The sequence below is a fragment of the Citrobacter europaeus genome, assembly GCA_020099315.1.
GTDB lineage: Bacteria > Pseudomonadota > Gammaproteobacteria > Enterobacterales > Enterobacteriaceae > Citrobacter > Citrobacter europaeus.
On the sequence record CP083650.1, the window covers coordinates 2,543,684 to 2,558,410 of the forward strand.

Consider the following 14,727-nt stretch of genomic DNA (forward strand, 5'->3'; position numbering starts at 1 on the left):
AATCGTGTATAAATCACGGTAAACTTCTCACTACACCTAAGCAGAACGAGAACAAAAAATGAGTAACAATGATAATTACCATCAGCTCACCCGCACGTTCCTGCGGCTCTCTCGCTTCTCCCACCTCTCGGCAATAGCCAGTTGGGACATGTTTACCATGATGCCATCAGGCGGCAGCAAAGCTCGCGGCGAAGCGCTTGCCGAGCTGAGCGTGCTTGAGCATCAGCTGTTAACCGACCCGAAGGTGGCAACGTGGATCGCCGCAGCGCAACAGGAAGATCTCAACGATGTTGAGCAAGCGAACCTTCGCGAAATGTCGCGGCTACATCATCAGGCATCCCTATTGCCCGAATCGTTGGTAGAAGCAAAATCTCTTGCGGGAAGCCGCTGCGAGCATGCCTGGCGTAGTCAGCGACCCGCGAATGACTGGGAAGGATTTGCCGAAAACCTGAAAGAAGTCGTGCAGTACAGCCGCGAAGAAGCCCGACTTCGCGCAGACGCAAAAGGCTGTTCGCCTTATGACGCGCTACTGGACATCTTTGAGCCCGGAATGACCAGCGCCCAACTGGATGTCCTGTTTGCAGATGTAAAAAGCTGGCTGCCCGATCTGCTAAACAAGGTGGTGGCAAAACAGTCTCAGCAGTCGCTCATCCCCCCGGTTGGCCCCTTCCCAACCGCTATCCAGCGAGAGTTGGGGCTTGAAACGATGGCGCAGTTGGGATTTGACTTTACGGCTGGCCGACTGGATATCAGCGCACACCCCTTCTGTGGCGGCGTGCCTGAAGACGTTCGTATTACCACTCGCTATGATGAAAATGAATTGCTCAGCGCACTGTTTGGCGTGATTCATGAAACCGGTCATGCCCGCTATGAGCAAAATTTGCCACGTAACTGGTTAGGGCAACCTATCGCTCTGGCACGTTCAACCGCCATTCATGAGTCCCAGAGTCTGTTCTTCGAGATGCAACTGGGACGCAGTAAAGCCTTTCTGACACGGTTAATTCCTGCTGTAACGCGCCACTTTGGCGATCAGGCTGCATTTGAAGAAAGCAATTTCATCGCCTGGAACCAGCAGGTTAAACCCGGGTTTATTCGTGTTGATGCCGACGAGGTGAGCTATCCCGCTCACGTGATCCTGCGTTATGAAATCGAACGCGCGCTCATCAATGGCGATATTGAAGTGGATGATATCCCGGCATTGTGGAATGAGAAAATGCAGGCCTGGCTGGGGCTGTCAACGATCGGAAACTATCGTAACGGTTGTATGCAGGATATTCACTGGACCGACGGCGGCTTTGGCTACTTCCCTTCCTATACCTTGGGCGCCATGTATGCGGCGCAGTTGTTCAGTGCCGCAAACCGCGCACTGCCTGACTTGAATCAGTCTATTGCGCAAGGTGAGTTTGGTCCCCTGTTTGACTGGTTACGTCAGAACATCTGGCAGCATGGCAGCCGTTTCACCACTGAACAACTTATTACCCAGGCCACCGGAGAGCCGCTTAGCAGCCGTTATTTCCGCGCCCACCTGGAAGCCCGCTATTTGTAATCTCATACCGTGAGTCATTGTACATATCGTTACACGTCGATACCAATGACTCACGGAAGCCCTGTGATTACAGCGATATAGTTATTTCAACGGCCCCGCAGTGGGGTTGAATGAAAAACCAAATCGAGGGTATGAGAATGAAAAAAGTATTAGCTCTGGTTGTTGCCGCTGCTATGGGTCTGTCTTCTGCTGCATTTGCTGCTGAAACAACTGCTACAACCGCTCCGGCTGCTGCTGCAACCACTAAAGCTGCGCCGGCAAAAACCACGCATCATAAAAAACAGCACAAAGCAGCGCCGCAGAAAGCTCAGGCTGCCAAGAAACACGCTAAAAAATCCACCACAAAACCGGCTGTAGAACAAAAAGCACCAGAGCAGAAAGCTCAGGCCGCTAAAAAACACACCAAAAAAGCAGCAACCAAACCAGTAGCAGAACAAAAAGCACCAGAGCAAAAAGCTCAGGCCGCTAAAAAACACACCAAAAAAGCAGTAAAACACGACACCGCTAAACCAGCAGCTCAACCTGCTGCATAACACATTTGTAGTCACTATGGCGTCCCCCACGCCATAGCATACGGCGCTAAATCGATCTGATTTAGCGCCGCCTTTCGGAGGGTAAAATGGTGTCACATTACCGCTTTGAGTTCATTCTTATTACCTTAATAATTTGCGCCTTCATTGCCATGCATTTTTATCTTTCCTGAGTGTAGTTATCTGATTTTACTCCCACTTTCCCGCCGTCCCGTCTATAGTATTAACTGAGGGTTTGCTGTTAAAAATCATAATTCCCCACCAGAGTGTGATATGCATAAAACCATTGCTGTGTTACTGGGTTCAATTTGTTTACTTCCTGTCGTTGCGCATGCGGACCAGCCTGCAACAGCCAGCGCTGAAGCAGAAAACATAAAAACGTTATTTTTTGGTCATGACGATCGCACCAAGGTGACCGACCCAACGCAATCTCCGTGGGACGCTATCGGGCAACTGGAAACCGCCAGTGGTAACTTGTGTACCGCCACGCTCATTTCACCACGTCTGGCACTGACGGCCGGACACTGCTTACTCACCCCGCCGAAAGGCAAGCCGGATAAAGCCGTGGTGTTACGCTTCGTGTCGAAAAAGGGTGTCTGGCGCTATGAAATTCATGGAATCGAAGGCCGGGTTGATCCTTCGCTCGGAAAACGTTTAAAAGCCGATGGTGATGGCTGGATAGTACCGCCTTCCGCGGCCCCGTGGGATTTTGGTCTGGTGGTGCTGCGTTACCCACCTTCTGGGATCACACCGCTGCCATTATTTGAAGGTGATAAAGCAGCATTAACCGCAGCGCTGAAAACCGCAGATCGTAAAGTTACGCAGTCGGGCTATCCGGAAGATCATCTTGACGACTTATACACGCATCAGGATTGCGTAGTGACCGGCTGGGCGCAAAATACCGTTCTGTCACACCAGTGCGACACGCTCCCGGGCGACAGCGGTTCACCATTGATGTTGAAGACTGATTCAGGCTGGCAGTTGATTGGAGTACAAAGCTCTGCTCCGGCGGCGAAAGATCGCTGGCGGGCCGATAATCGCGCTATATCCGTAACCGGTTTTCGCGATAAGCTGGAAGAGTTGGCGAAGGAATAACACATGCTGCCCGCATTAACGGGCAGCACGGATATCAGGCAAGTTTTATCATTATCATCCCGGCAAGCAACAACGCCACGCCGATCCAGCCTTTATTATTCAGGCGTTGACCAAACAACACCCAGCCTGCCGCTAACGTCGCGGCAATCCCGAATCCGCCCCACAGGGCGTAGGCTACTGAAAGGTCGATACCTTTTACCGCCTGCGACAACGCGCTAAAGGCCGCGAGCACGGCAGCCAGCGACAATACGCCATAAATCTTGCGGCGAAATCCATCAGAAAACTTCAGAAAGACGTTAGCGACAATTTCCAGCACGATGGCCATACCAAGCCATGCGCCGTGAACCCACTCAAACTGCTGCATGGGTCACCTCTCTACCCGCTTTTGTCGGTTTTCGTGTACCTGATTTAATCAGTACAATACCTAACACCAGCGAGACCAGACCTGCCACCTTCATTGTGGACAAGGTTTCATCAAATAACAGCACACTAAATAGCGTAATAAATAAAATACCGATACCTTCCCACAAGGCATAGGCCACACCAAGGGCAATTTTTTTAACGGCAAAACTGAGAAAAATATACGATAAGGCGATCATTACCAGCATTAAAATAAAGCCCGAATTACCATGACCGACGCTTGCCCATTTCATTGACAGCGTACCAGTAATTTCAGCCGCGATGGCCAGACCTAATAATATCCAGTAAAACATGATGCTTCTCCTGCTTGAGAATATAGTCCTTTGGGCCTACTGCATGCAGTAAACCAAAAAAATAAAATTAGTTAGCTCAGCGCACAGCGCCAGCTCAGGCAGAAGAAGGGACTAAAGCGCGTTGCGCCAGTGTTGCTCACCCGCAAGCAAGAAAGTGGAGGAGGTACGAAGAAGTGTAGGTAAACGCAAAAACATCCTGAACATATTGTCCATAATATTACAATTATCCGCAGTGTTGCTTCTCATCATCGCGGATGATAATTGTCCTCGGTAGTTAAACACAGATGATTTGTATCATAGCTGCAAGACGAACTCAAAGTCTTTTCACTTCTTTACCTGCCCCGTTTGATTTTTGTTATAACGGCTCGACGCAAATCACACTATTATTCAGATTCAAAAATGAAAAACGCAGGAATACCTATGGCGAAACCGATCATCACGCTTAACGGCCTAAAAATAGTCATTATGCTGGGCATGCTGGTTATCATCCTGAGCGGCATCCGCTTTGCCGCAGATATCATCGTCCCCTTTATTTTGGCGTTATTTATTGCCGTTGTGCTAAACCCCGTGGTGCAGCGGATGGTCAAACTTCGCATACCGCGCGTATTCGCGGTGTCATTGCTCATCGTTATTATTGTGATGCTAATGGTGCTGCTGTTAGCGTATTTAGGTACATCCTTAAATGAGCTTGCGCGTACGCTGCCACAGTATCGTTCTTCCCTGGTTATCCCGCTTAAAAATCTCGAACCGTGGCTACAGCGCGCAGGGATCGGCGTTTCCGTGGACGAACTCGTCAAATATATCGATCCGAACGCGGCAATGACGCTGGTGACCAATTTACTGACGCAGCTGTCTAATGCCATGTCGTCAATATTTTTGCTGCTGCTGACGGTAGTGTTTATGCTGCTGGAAGTTCCGCAGCTACCCAACAAGCTCAAGCAAATGATGAGTCGTCCCATTGAGGGAATGGCGGCGATTCAACGCGCTATCGACAGTGTATCCCACTATCTGGTGCTAAAAACGGCGATCAGCATTGTGACCGGGCTGGTAGCCTGGGGCATGCTCTCAGCACTCGACGTGCGTTTCGCCTTTGTCTGGGGATTGCTGGCCTTTGCTCTCAACTATATTCCTAATATCGGTTCGGTGCTGGCAGCCATTCCGCCTATTGCTCAGGTGCTGGTATTTAGCGGCCTTTACGATGCCCTGGTCGTATTGGCGGGTTATCTGGTCATTAATTTGGTGTTTGGAAATATCCTCGAACCGCGGATCATGGGGCGTGGGCTTGGGTTATCTACACTGGTGGTGTTTCTGTCGTTGATCTTCTGGGGCTGGTTGTTGGGGCCAGTCGGGATGCTGCTTTCTGTACCGCTGACCATCATCGTGAAAATCGCTCTCGAACAAACCAACGGCGGTCAAAGCATTGCCGTGTTGCTCAGCGATCTCAACAAAGAATGAACGATTGCCCCGACATCGCGGGGCATCTGTTTATCGTTTTGCGCGCAGCGCCAGTATGGCGCTTAACAAGGTAAATAACGCAATTATCCATGCCATTGTCCATGGCGTTCCGTCGCTGAAGGCGGTTAGCAACAACGACGAGATAATGCCACTACCGTATTGTAACGCACCAATCAGCGCCGAGGCTGAACCGGCAATGTTCGGTACCGCATCCAGCGCGGCAGCGGTTGAAGTCGCAGCGATGATGCCATTCATCGAGAAAAACAAAAAAACGGTGACGATAATGGCAACAACGCCACCTGACTCCAGTTTAACCAGCAGCGCAAGCGCCACTGCGGCCAGCGCCGCCAACATCGTCGCATACTTTAGTAGTTGTTCCAGAGCGTGGCGTTGCACCAGACGACGGTTTACCACGCTCATGGCCATGACCCCGACAATATTGAGCGCAAACAGCCAGCCGTAATGCTGTGGGTCAACATGGTAATAGCTAATATAAACAAACGGCGAACCAGTAATAAACGCGTACGCTGCAACGTAATAACACGTCAGACTCAGGGTGTAGCGCATAAAATGGCCATTGGCTAATAACGACCGGTAATGACGAAATGCGCCAGCCAAAGAGGCTTTCACCCGTTTCTCTTCCGGGAATGTTTCCGGCAACCAGTTCAAAGAGATAAACATCAGCGCGCCGATCACCACCAGTAGCCAAAAAACAGAGTGCCAGGTACTCAGGCGAATTATTTGTCCGCCAATCAACGGTCCCGCTATTGGCGCAATCGCCATTACCAGCACCAGAGTTGAAAGCATTTGCGCCGCGCGAGTGCGCGCAAACAGATCGCGGATCATCGCCCGCGCCAGCATAGGTCCGGTACAGGCACCAAGGGCCTGAAAAACCCGCCAGAATACAATTTGCGTGATACTCGTAGACATCGCGCATCCTGCAGAGCCGATGATAAAAAACACCATGCCAATAAACAGCGGTTTACGCCTTCCCAGATGATCGCTTATCGGCCCCCAAATCAACTGTGCAATGGCAAAACCTATCAAAAAACCGGTGACGGTCAGTTCCACATTGCCCTGTAAATCCTCGGCCATGGTCGGCATTGCCGGAAGATAAATGTCGGTGGAAAGCGAGGTAAAGGCCATCAGGCCGCTGAGGATCAGAATAAAAGTAAGCCCGGTCTGGCTTGCGGAAACTACCGGCGAAGCATGTTCACGTGTACGCATAGCGTCCTGTCATGTTCTAAAAAGTCAGGCAGCAGTATATACACGACGTATTATGGTGATTAGACAGCTAAAACCGCATGGGTTTATGAACTGCAATCATCAATAACGGCATATTAATAAAAACGGCCTCCGCAGAGGCCGTCTTGGTTTTCGCTAACGATTACAGCGCTTTCAGGATTGCATCCACGCTGGCTTTGGCGTCGCCAAACAGCATATGGGTGTTTTCTTTAAAGAACAGCGGGTTCTGCACACCAGCATAGCCGGTGTTCATCGAACGTTTGAACACAATAACGTTCTGCGCTTTCCATACTTCCAGCACCGGCATTCCGGCGATTGGGCTGTGTGGATCGTCCTGCGCCGCCGGGTTTACCGTATCGTTGGCGCCAATCACCAGCACGGTATCGGTATCGGCGAAATCATCGTTGATCTCATCCATTTCCAGCACGATGTCATAAGGTACTTTGGCTTCCGCCAACAATACGTTCATATGACCTGGCAAGCGCCCTGCTACCGGGTGAATACCGAAGCGCACTTTGATGCCGCGCGCGCGCAGTTTCTCGGTAATTTCCGCTACCGGGTACTGCGCCTGTGCCACTGCCATGCCATAGCCCGGGGTGATTATCACGGAGTGCGAGTTCTTCAGCATTTCTGCCGTGTCTTCCGCAGTAATCTCACGATGTTCACCGACTTCTTCATCAGACCCGGTAGAAGAACCGTCAGAACCAAAGCCACCTGCAATAACGCTGAAAAATGAACGGTTCATCGCCTTACACATGATGTAAGACAGGATCGCACCAGAAGAACCGACCAGCGCACCGGTAACGATCAGCAGATCGTTGCTCAGCATAAAGCCCGCCGCCGCTGCCGCCCATCCTGAATAGGAGTTGAGCATTGAAACGACGACTGGCATATCCGCACCGCCGATAGACGCCACCAGATGCCAGCCAAAAGCCAGAGCAATAATGGTCATCACCAGCAGCGCCAGGACCTGCAGGCCCACGCTTTCGGTACGAACAAACACCACCAGCAACAGGAAAGAAACAACCAGCGCCGCCAGGTTCATTTTATGACGATTCGGCAACATCAGCGGTTTAGAGGAGATCTTGCCGCGCAATTTGCCAAACGCCACCACGGAACCGGTAAAGGTCACCGCACCGATGAAGATACCCAGGAACACTTCCGTCAGGTGAATGTTCACCAGAATCGGTTCCAGGCCCGTGTCGTGATACAGGTAGCTGTTGAAACCCACCAGAACTGCAGCCAGACCGACGAAGCTGTGCAGAATTGCCACCAGCTCCGGCATCTCGGTCATCTCAACTTTCTTCGCCAGACGAATACCAATCGCGCCGCCGATGATCATCGCCACCAGGATCCACGCAACGTTGCCGGTATCCGGGCCAAAAATCGTTGCAATCAGCGCAATCGCCATCCCGGCGATACCGTAGTTGTTACCCTGCTGAGAGGTTTCGTGTTTCGAAAGCCCCGCCAGGCTGAAAATAAACAGGATCGCGGCAACAATGTATGCAGCTGTAACTAATCCTCCAGACATATGTTACCCCTTAGTTTTTCCGGAACATTTTCAGCATGCGCTGAGTCACGGTGAAGCCACCGAAAATATTAATGCTGGCAATAAGCACCGCGATAAAGCTCAGGAAACTCACCCAGCCACCCTGGCCAATTTGCAATAACGCCCCGACAACGATGATCCCGGAGATGGCGTTGGTCACGGACATCAACGGAGTATGCAGCGCGTGCGACACATTCCAGACCACGTAGTAACCCACCACGCAGGACAGCGCGAACACCGTAAAGTGGCCAAGAAACTCTTTCGGCGCAACGTCGGCGAGCCAGCCAAACAAAATGACCACCAGCGCCATCACCGCATATTTGCGCCACGGTGAGACTGGCTTTTTCTCTTCTTTCGGCGCTGGCGCGGCTTTCGGCGCAGCCTGCGGCTGAGCAGATACCTGGATAGGCGGCGCAGGCCAGGTGATTTCACCCTCGCGTACCACCGTGACACCACGTACTACCACGTCGTCAAAATCGACGGTGATATTGCCGTCCTTCTCTTTGCACAACAGTTTGAGCAGGTTGACGAGGTTCGTGCCGTACAGTTGGGAAGATTGCGTCGGCAGACGGCCTGGCAGATCGGTATAACCAATAACCTTCACCCCGTTTTCGGTGGTGGTTACCTGGTTAGGGACCGTGTATTCGCAGTTACCGCCGTTTTGCGCGGCGAGATCGACAATCACGCTGCCAGCCTTCATCGAATCAACCATTTCACGGGTGATCAGTTTCGGAGCAGGTTTGCCCGGGATCAGCGCGGTGGTAACGATAATGTCGACATCTTTCGCCTGTGCAGCGAAGAGTTCCATTTCGGCTTTGATGAACGCCTCGGACATTACCTTAGCGTAACCGTCGCCGCTGCCCGCCTCTTCTTTGAAGTCCAGTTCAAGGAACTCAGCGCCCATACTCTGAACTTGTTCTTTCACTTCCGGACGGGTGTCAAAAGCACGAACGATAGCGCCCAGGCTGTTTGCCGCACCAATAGCCGCCAGACCTGCAACACCTGCACCGATTACCATCACCTTGGCCGGTGGAACCTTGCCCGCGGCGGTAATCTGGCCGGTAAAGAAACGACCAAATTCATGTGCAGCTTCAACAATAGCGCGATACCCGGCGATATTCGCCATCGAGCTTAAGGCATCCAGCGACTGCGCGCGCGAAATACGCGGCACGGAGTCCATCGCCATCACCGTCACGTTGCGCTCAGCAAGCTTTTGCAACAGCTCAGGGTTTTGCGCGGGCCAAAGAAAACTCACCAGCGTTGTGCCCGGATTGAGTAACGAAATTTCCGTCTCTTCCGGTGCGTTGACCTTCAGGATAATCTCTGACTGCCAGACGGTATTTCCGTCAACAATTTCTGCGCCTGCCTGAACAAACGCCTTATCGTCAAAACTCGCCAGTTGACCTGCGCCGCTTTCAACCGCGACGCTGAAACCCAACTTAAGCAGCTGCTCAACCGTTTTCGGCGTGGCTGCTACGCGGGTTTCATTGGTTAACCGTTCTCTTGGTATGCCAATTCGCATAATGTTCCCTTCCATCTGTATTTATGATGATGGTTTATCAATGTTCGCACGAGGCATGCGCGCACTCTCGAAAGAGGTCAGTGTTACCTCAATAAAATAAAACAGTAACAAACTCTGTATAACCTACTGAAAATGACGCTTGTGATCTAGCGCCAAAAAACAGTATTTATTATGAAATTCGCAAAATAGAGATGAATCGAACGGCAGGCAGATAAAATGCCCTAAAAATAGCCCACAAAGGCCGATAATTCGCTCAAGCGAAGCGGCAAAACATGATTACGTGCCTGCCAAAAACAATTAATTAACATTAAATTAACTTATGAAATTCAACTGCTTTATCAGTTTTGCTCGCCAAACGCCGAAATTTTCGACATATCACAAAATGTTATCGATGTTGTTACGTCAGGTGGCACGATGAGTGAAAATTGACGCAGACACTGACACAATTTAAATGCAATAATCAGCGACGTTTCTAGTCAATAACAATACCAGTACCTGGTTTGCGCAAGGCGAAGGATTATTTTTATGAAGCTTAAGAACACTCTCCTGGCGTCCGCACTTATTTCTGCGACTGCTTTTTCTGTAAATGCAGCGACAGAATTGACGCCGGAGCAAGCGGCTGCACTGAAACCCTATGACCGCATTGTGGTTACCGGTCGTTTTAATGCTATCGGTGATGCGGTGACCGCCGTATCACGCCGTGCAGATAAAGACGGTGCAGCCTCCTTTTATGTTGTTGATACCTCAGATTTTGGCAGCGGCGGTAACTGGCGCGTTGTAGCCGACATCTATAAAGCCGACGCTGAAAAAGCGGAAGCATCCAAAAACCGTGTCATTAACGGCGTTATGGAATTACCGAAAGATCAGGCCGTTCTGTTAGAACCATTCGATACCGTTACGGTGCAGGGTTTCTACCGCAGCCAGCCTGAAGTGAACGATGCCATCACCAAAGCAGCGAAAGAGAAAGGCGCCTACTCCTTCTATATCGTGCGCCAGGTCGATGCTAACCAGGGTGGCAACCAGCGTATTACTGCATTCATCTATAAAGCTGATGCGAAAAAACGCGTAGTACAAAGCCCTGATGCGATCCCAGCAGATTCCGATGCCGGTCGTGCCGCATTAGCTGCAGGTGGCGAAGCCGCGAAGAAAGTTGAGATCCCAGGTGTTGCGACTACCGCGTCTCCGAGCGCTGAAGTTGGTCGTTTCTTCGAAACGCAATCCACCAAAGGCGGACGTTACACTGTCACGCTTCCGGATGGAACCAAAGTTGAAGAACTGAACAAAGCAACTGCCGCGATGATGGTGCCATTCGACAGCATCAAGTTCACCGGTAACTATGGCAACATGACCGAAATCTCTTACCAGGTAGCTAAACGCGCAGCGAAGAAAGGCGCTAAGTACTATCACATCACCCGCCAGTGGTCTGAACGTGGTAATAACATGACCATCAGCGCTGACCTGTATAAGTAATACCCAATGCCTTATCAGGTCTACAACCCTGTAGGCCTGATAATTTCCCGCCCCCCAGTCTTCCGGTAAAACAAAAACAGCAGTATTAAGACAACTTTTCACACTATTAGTCACAAATCTCTCTATCCCCATTGCATGCGTTCTCTTCTCTCCGTAAAATCCCGCGCCTTAGTGGCTTTCACCATTTTTATGCGGTTTGCCAAAATAATTATTCTCTCACTCTCGTTTTTGTCACTGGATACAAATGGAAAAGAAATTGGGTCTGAGCGCACTCACCGCGCTGGTTTTAAGCTCAATGCTCGGCGCTGGCGTTTTCAGCCTGCCACAAAATATGGCGGCGGTAGCGAGCCCGGCTGCATTACTGATTGGTTGGGCGATTACCGGTGCAGGTATCCTTTTGCTCGCCTTTGCCATGCTGATCCTGACGCGTATCCGTCCTGAACTCGATGGCGGCATCTTTACCTATGCACGTGAAGGTTTCGGTGAGCTGATTGGCTTCTGCTCCGCATGGGGGTACTGGCTGTGTGCTGTTATCGCTAACGTTTCGTATCTGGTGATCGTTTTCTCTGCGTTCAGCTTCTTCACCGATACACCAGAGTTACGTCTGTTTGGCGACGGTAATACCTGGCAGTCGATTGTTGGCGCATCGGTGCTGTTGTGGGTAGTCCATTTTCTGGTACTGCGTGGTGTGCAAACGGCTGCCAGTATTAACCTGGCCGCGACGCTGGCAAAATTATTGCCGCTTGGCCTGTTTATCGTCCTGGCGTTCATGCTGTTTAAGCTCGACACCTTTACCCTCGATTTTACTGGCGTTGCATTGGGCGTTCCCGTCTGGGAGCAGGTTAAAAATACCATGCTCATCACCCTATGGGTTTTCATCGGTGTGGAGGGCGCGGTGGTGGTTTCTGCCCGTGCCAGAAATAAACGCGATGTTGGACGCGCTACCCTGCTGGCGGTACTCGCCGCGCTGGGCGTCTACCTGCTGGTTACCCTGCTGTCTCTGGGCGTTGTCGCGCGTCCCGAACTGGCGGAGATCCGCAACCCGTCAATGGCAGGCCTGATGGTGGAAATGATGGGGCCATGGGGTGAAATTATTATTGCCGCAGGCCTGATTGTCTCAGTGTGCGGTGCCTATTTAAGCTGGACCATTATGGCGGCGGAAGTACCGTTCCTCGCCTCGACGCACAAAGCGTTTCCACGCATTTTTGCGCGCCAGAACGCGCAAGGCGCGCCGTCAGCATCTCTTTGGCTGACCAACATCTGCGTTCAGATCTGCCTGGTGCTGATCTGGCTCACCGGTTCGGACTACAATACGTTATTGACCATCGCCTCAGAGATGATTCTGGTGCCCTATTTGCTGGTCGGCGCCTTTCTACTGAAAATTGCCACCCGTCCAATTCATAAGGCTGTTGGTATCGGAGCGAGTATTTATGGCATATGGTTATTGTATGCCTCAGGTCCGATGCACCTGCTGCTGTCCGTGGTGCTGTATGCGCCAGGACTGCTGGTTTTCCTTTATGCCCGTAAAACGCACGCGCATGAAAATGTATTAAAACGTCAGGAGATGGCGCTGATCGGCCTGCTGCTTGTTGCTGCTGTTCCGGCGACCTGGATGTTGATGGGGTAACATTGTCCCCATCGTTCGCGACACATGGAGATTACGATGGGTAAAAAAAACCCTTTGCCAATTCTTATCACCGGAGGAGGTCGACGTATCGGCCTCGCCGTCGCATGGCATTTTATAAATCAAAAACAGCCGGTTATCGTCAGCTACCGCACGCATTATCCGGCCATTGACGGCCTGCGAGATGCCGGTGCGCTGTGTATCCAGGCTGATTTTTCCAGCGATGAAGGCGTGCTGGCTTTTGCTGATGAAGTTAAAACACATACAGATGGCCTGCGCGGCATTGTGCATAATGCCAGTGCCTGGCTTGCAGAAAAGCCCGGTACTCCGCTGACCGAAGTGCTGTCAGCCATGATGCAAATTCACGTCAATACCCCCTACCTGCTCAACCACGCACTGGAAGGATTGTTGCGCGGTCACGGACACGCTGCCAGCGATATTATCCATTTTACAGATTACGTGGTGGAGCGAGGCAGCGATAAGCACATTGCTTATGCTGCCAGCAAAGCGGCGCTGGACAATATGACCCGCTCGTTCGCCCGCAAACTGGCGCCGGAAGTGAAAGTCAACGCGATTGCCCCCTCGTTAATCCTGTTTAACGAGGGTGACGATGCAGAATATCGTCAGCAGGCATTGAACAAATCACTGATGAAAACAGCACCGGGTGAAAAAGAGGTCATTGATCTAATTGACTATCTGTTAACTAGCTGTTTTGTCACCGGACGTAGTTTTGCCCTGGATGGTGGGCGTCATCTACGTTAGTGCAGTTTAATCCAACAAAAAATCAGCAACCACGCGCTCAGGCCCCAGCATACTACTGAACTGCCGAGCGCAACGGGTAAGCGCATAAATCCGGTGAAATACCACAGCGAAACGAGGTAGACAAAATAAGGAATAATCGACCACATGCTGAAGACAATGGTTGTACGTAACGCCTCGATCCCACGTTCACTGGCCACGATATAATGGGCAATCAACGCAAAGGTCGGGAACAACGGAATTAATCCGGCAATATAGTAGTTCTTTGTTTTCGCCAGCAAACCAATCAACACCACCACCAGCGCACCGAGCGCCGCTTTTATAACGAGTCCCATCACCCTGCCTTAACACATCAATAACATCAGCCTCTAGCATAACGGAAGCGTTCTTGTTTAGAAAAGATTAATGGAAGGAAAAACCAGGGCGGTGTATGTTGGCGTTTTATATTCAAAATGAATGATATGAACACCATCGTATTTGTTGAAGATGATCCCGAAGTTGGCTCACTGATTGCGGCCTACCTTGCCCGGCATGATATTGAGGTTATCCTTGAACCTCGTGGTGATCTGGCCGAGGAGAAAATCCTGCAAGTTCAACCCGACCTGGTGTTATTGGATATCATGCTGCCGGGCAAAGACGGGATGACTATCTGCCGCGATTTACGTGGACGCTGGCAGGGCCCGATTGTCCTGCTCACCTCGCTGGACAGCGACATGAACCATATTCTGGCGCTGGAAATGGGTGCCTGTGACTATATCCTGAAGACAACGCCACCCGCAGTGCTGCTGGCTCGTCTGCGCCTGCATCTGCGCCAGAGTGAACATTCAACCCAGTCTAAAGGCATTCAGGCGGCAACGATCACTCCACACACAACGCTGCGCTTTGGCACACTCACTATCGACCCCACCAACCGCTCCGTTCTACTCGGCGGCGAGCAAGTCTCTCTTTCCACCGCTGATTTTGAATTACTGTGGGAGCTGGCAACCCATGCAGGGCAGATTATGGACCGCGATGCGTTGCTGAAGAACCTGCGTGGCGTAAGTTATGACGGCATGGACCGCAGCGTCGATGTCGCGATTTCCCGGTTACGCAAAAAGCTGCTCGATAACGCGACTGAACCTTATCGAATTAAAACAGTGCGCAACAAAGGTTATCTCTTTGCACCCCACGCCTGGGACGACGAGCCGCAGAAGTAATGCCACTGGGCCGATCTCATTGA

General features: G+C 51.2%; 14 protein-coding genes. 8 read left to right on the top strand and 6 right to left on the bottom strand.

Translation table 11 applies throughout. From position 1 onward, the window contains the following. Nucleotides 1-58: 58 nt before the first annotated feature. The 3 genes from LA337_12015 to LA337_12025 all read left to right on the top strand — a co-directional run bounded on the left by LA337_12015 (nucleotide 59) and on the right by LA337_12025 (nucleotide 3,171). Nucleotides 59-1,546, top strand: coding sequence for a carboxypeptidase M32 (locus tag LA337_12015; GenBank protein UBI18360.1), 1,488 nt, complete (start codon nucleotides 59-61; stop codon nucleotides 1,544-1,546). A 137-nt stretch (nucleotides 1,547-1,683) separates the two neighbouring features. Beyond that, nucleotides 1,684-2,079: an acid resistance repetitive basic protein Asr gene (asr, locus tag LA337_12020; protein ID UBI18450.1), complete on the top strand. Its 396-nt coding sequence runs from the start codon at nucleotides 1,684-1,686 to the stop codon at nucleotides 2,077-2,079. 270 nt (nucleotides 2,080-2,349) lie between these two features. Further along, a complete protein-coding gene (locus LA337_12025) occupies nucleotides 2,350-3,171 on the top strand; it encodes a serine protease (protein UBI18361.1) in 822 nt (273 codons plus the stop codon). 34 nt (nucleotides 3,172-3,205) lie between these two features. Here the strand turns inward: LA337_12025 and mdtI are convergent, their stop codons facing one another. Continuing rightward, the gene (gene mdtI / locus LA337_12030; protein ID UBI13941.1) at nucleotides 3,206-3,535 is read right to left on the bottom strand and encodes a multidrug/spermidine efflux SMR transporter subunit MdtI; all 330 of its coding nucleotides are present in this window, start codon (nucleotides 3,533-3,535) and stop codon (nucleotides 3,206-3,208) included. Beyond that, on the bottom strand, nucleotides 3,522-3,887 hold the full coding sequence (gene mdtJ / locus LA337_12035; protein ID UBI18451.1) for a multidrug/spermidine efflux SMR transporter subunit MdtJ: 366 nt from the start codon (nucleotides 3,885-3,887) through the stop codon (nucleotides 3,522-3,524). Before mdtJ ends, mdtI begins: the two co-directional genes overlap by 14 nt. Before the next feature lie 417 nt (nucleotides 3,888-4,304). On the opposite strand from mdtJ, the gene LA337_12040 reads away from it, so the two are divergent. Continuing rightward, nucleotides 4,305-5,339: an AI-2E family transporter gene (locus LA337_12040; protein ID UBI13942.1), complete on the top strand. Its 1,035-nt coding sequence runs from the start codon at nucleotides 4,305-4,307 to the stop codon at nucleotides 5,337-5,339. A 30-nt stretch (nucleotides 5,340-5,369) separates the two neighbouring features. On the opposite strand, the gene LA337_12045 is transcribed toward LA337_12040, so the two are convergent. From LA337_12045 to pntA, 3 genes are all read right to left on the bottom strand, one after another. Then, nucleotides 5,370-6,566 (bottom strand): multidrug effflux MFS transporter, encoded by a 1,197-nt coding sequence (locus tag LA337_12045; protein ID UBI13943.1) that lies wholly within the window; start codon nucleotides 6,564-6,566, stop codon nucleotides 5,370-5,372. Nucleotides 6,567-6,726: 160 nt separating this feature from the next. Continuing rightward, entirely contained in the window at nucleotides 6,727-8,115 is a 1,389-nt protein-coding gene (pntB, locus tag LA337_12050) for a Re/Si-specific NAD(P)(+) transhydrogenase subunit beta (GenBank protein UBI13944.1), read from the bottom strand. Nucleotides 8,116-8,125: 10 nt separating this feature from the next. Next, complete coding sequence (pntA, locus tag LA337_12055; GenBank protein UBI13945.1) at nucleotides 8,126-9,655, bottom strand: Re/Si-specific NAD(P)(+) transhydrogenase subunit alpha; 1,530 nt, start codon at nucleotides 9,653-9,655, stop codon at nucleotides 8,126-8,128. 525 nt (nucleotides 9,656-10,180) lie between these two features. Here pntA and ydgH point away from each other — a divergent pair. The 3 genes from ydgH to folM all read left to right on the top strand — a co-directional run bounded on the left by ydgH (nucleotide 10,181) and on the right by folM (nucleotide 13,511). Next, on the top strand, nucleotides 10,181-11,125 hold the full coding sequence (gene ydgH, locus LA337_12060) for a DUF1471 family protein YdgH (GenBank protein UBI13946.1): 945 nt from the start codon (nucleotides 10,181-10,183) through the stop codon (nucleotides 11,123-11,125). A 244-nt stretch (nucleotides 11,126-11,369) separates the two neighbouring features. Then, complete coding sequence (locus LA337_12065; GenBank protein ID UBI13947.1) at nucleotides 11,370-12,752, top strand: amino acid permease; 1,383 nt, start codon at nucleotides 11,370-11,372, stop codon at nucleotides 12,750-12,752. Nucleotides 12,753-12,788: 36 nt separating this feature from the next. Then, nucleotides 12,789-13,511, top strand: a complete 723-nt coding sequence (folM, locus tag LA337_12070; protein ID UBI13948.1) for a dihydromonapterin reductase — start codon at nucleotides 12,789-12,791, stop codon at nucleotides 13,509-13,511. Here folM and LA337_12075 read toward each other — a convergent pair. Then, nucleotides 13,508-13,843 (bottom strand): GlpM family protein, encoded by a 336-nt coding sequence (locus LA337_12075; GenBank protein ID UBI13949.1) that lies wholly within the window; start codon nucleotides 13,841-13,843, stop codon nucleotides 13,508-13,510. The two genes, folM and LA337_12075, sit on opposite strands and share 4 nt — an antisense overlap. 117 nt (nucleotides 13,844-13,960) lie before the next feature. Between LA337_12075 and rstA the strand changes: the two genes are divergently transcribed. Next, nucleotides 13,961-14,704: a two-component system response regulator RstA gene (gene rstA, locus LA337_12080; protein UBI13950.1), complete on the top strand. Its 744-nt coding sequence runs from the start codon at nucleotides 13,961-13,963 to the stop codon at nucleotides 14,702-14,704. Nucleotides 14,705-14,727: the final 23 nt, after the last annotated feature.

What these genes read in the sequence shown, in the direction of transcription:
- LA337_12040 (UBI13942.1), top strand. Translation starts at nt 4,305, where the DNA reads ATGGCGAAACCGATCATCACGCTTAACGGCCTAAAAATAGTCATTATG.
- folM (UBI13948.1), top strand. Translation starts at nt 12,789, where the DNA reads ATGGGTAAAAAAAACCCTTTGCCAATTCTTATCACCGGAGGAGGTCGA.
- ydgH (UBI13946.1), top strand. Translation starts at nt 10,181, where the DNA reads ATGAAGCTTAAGAACACTCTCCTGGCGTCCGCACTTATTTCTGCGACT.
- LA337_12065 (UBI13947.1), top strand. Translation starts at nt 11,370, where the DNA reads ATGGAAAAGAAATTGGGTCTGAGCGCACTCACCGCGCTGGTTTTAAGC.
- LA337_12025 (UBI18361.1), top strand. Translation starts at nt 2,350, where the DNA reads ATGCATAAAACCATTGCTGTGTTACTGGGTTCAATTTGTTTACTTCCT.
- mdtI (UBI13941.1), bottom strand. Translation starts at nt 3,535, where the DNA reads ATGCAGCAGTTTGAGTGGGTTCACGGCGCATGGCTTGGTATGGCCATC.
- LA337_12045 (UBI13943.1), bottom strand. Translation starts at nt 6,566, where the DNA reads ATGCGTACACGTGAACATGCTTCGCCGGTAGTTTCCGCAAGCCAGACC.
- pntB (UBI13944.1), bottom strand. Translation starts at nt 8,115, where the DNA reads ATGTCTGGAGGATTAGTTACAGCTGCATACATTGTTGCCGCGATCCTG.
- LA337_12015 (UBI18360.1), top strand. Translation starts at nt 59, where the DNA reads ATGAGTAACAATGATAATTACCATCAGCTCACCCGCACGTTCCTGCGG.
- LA337_12075 (UBI13949.1), bottom strand. Translation starts at nt 13,843, where the DNA reads ATGGGACTCGTTATAAAAGCGGCGCTCGGTGCGCTGGTGGTGGTGTTG.
- pntA (UBI13945.1), bottom strand. Translation starts at nt 9,655, where the DNA reads ATGCGAATTGGCATACCAAGAGAACGGTTAACCAATGAAACCCGCGTA.
- rstA (UBI13950.1), top strand. Translation starts at nt 13,961, where the DNA reads ATGAATGATATGAACACCATCGTATTTGTTGAAGATGATCCCGAAGTT.
- asr (UBI18450.1), top strand. Translation starts at nt 1,684, where the DNA reads ATGAAAAAAGTATTAGCTCTGGTTGTTGCCGCTGCTATGGGTCTGTCT.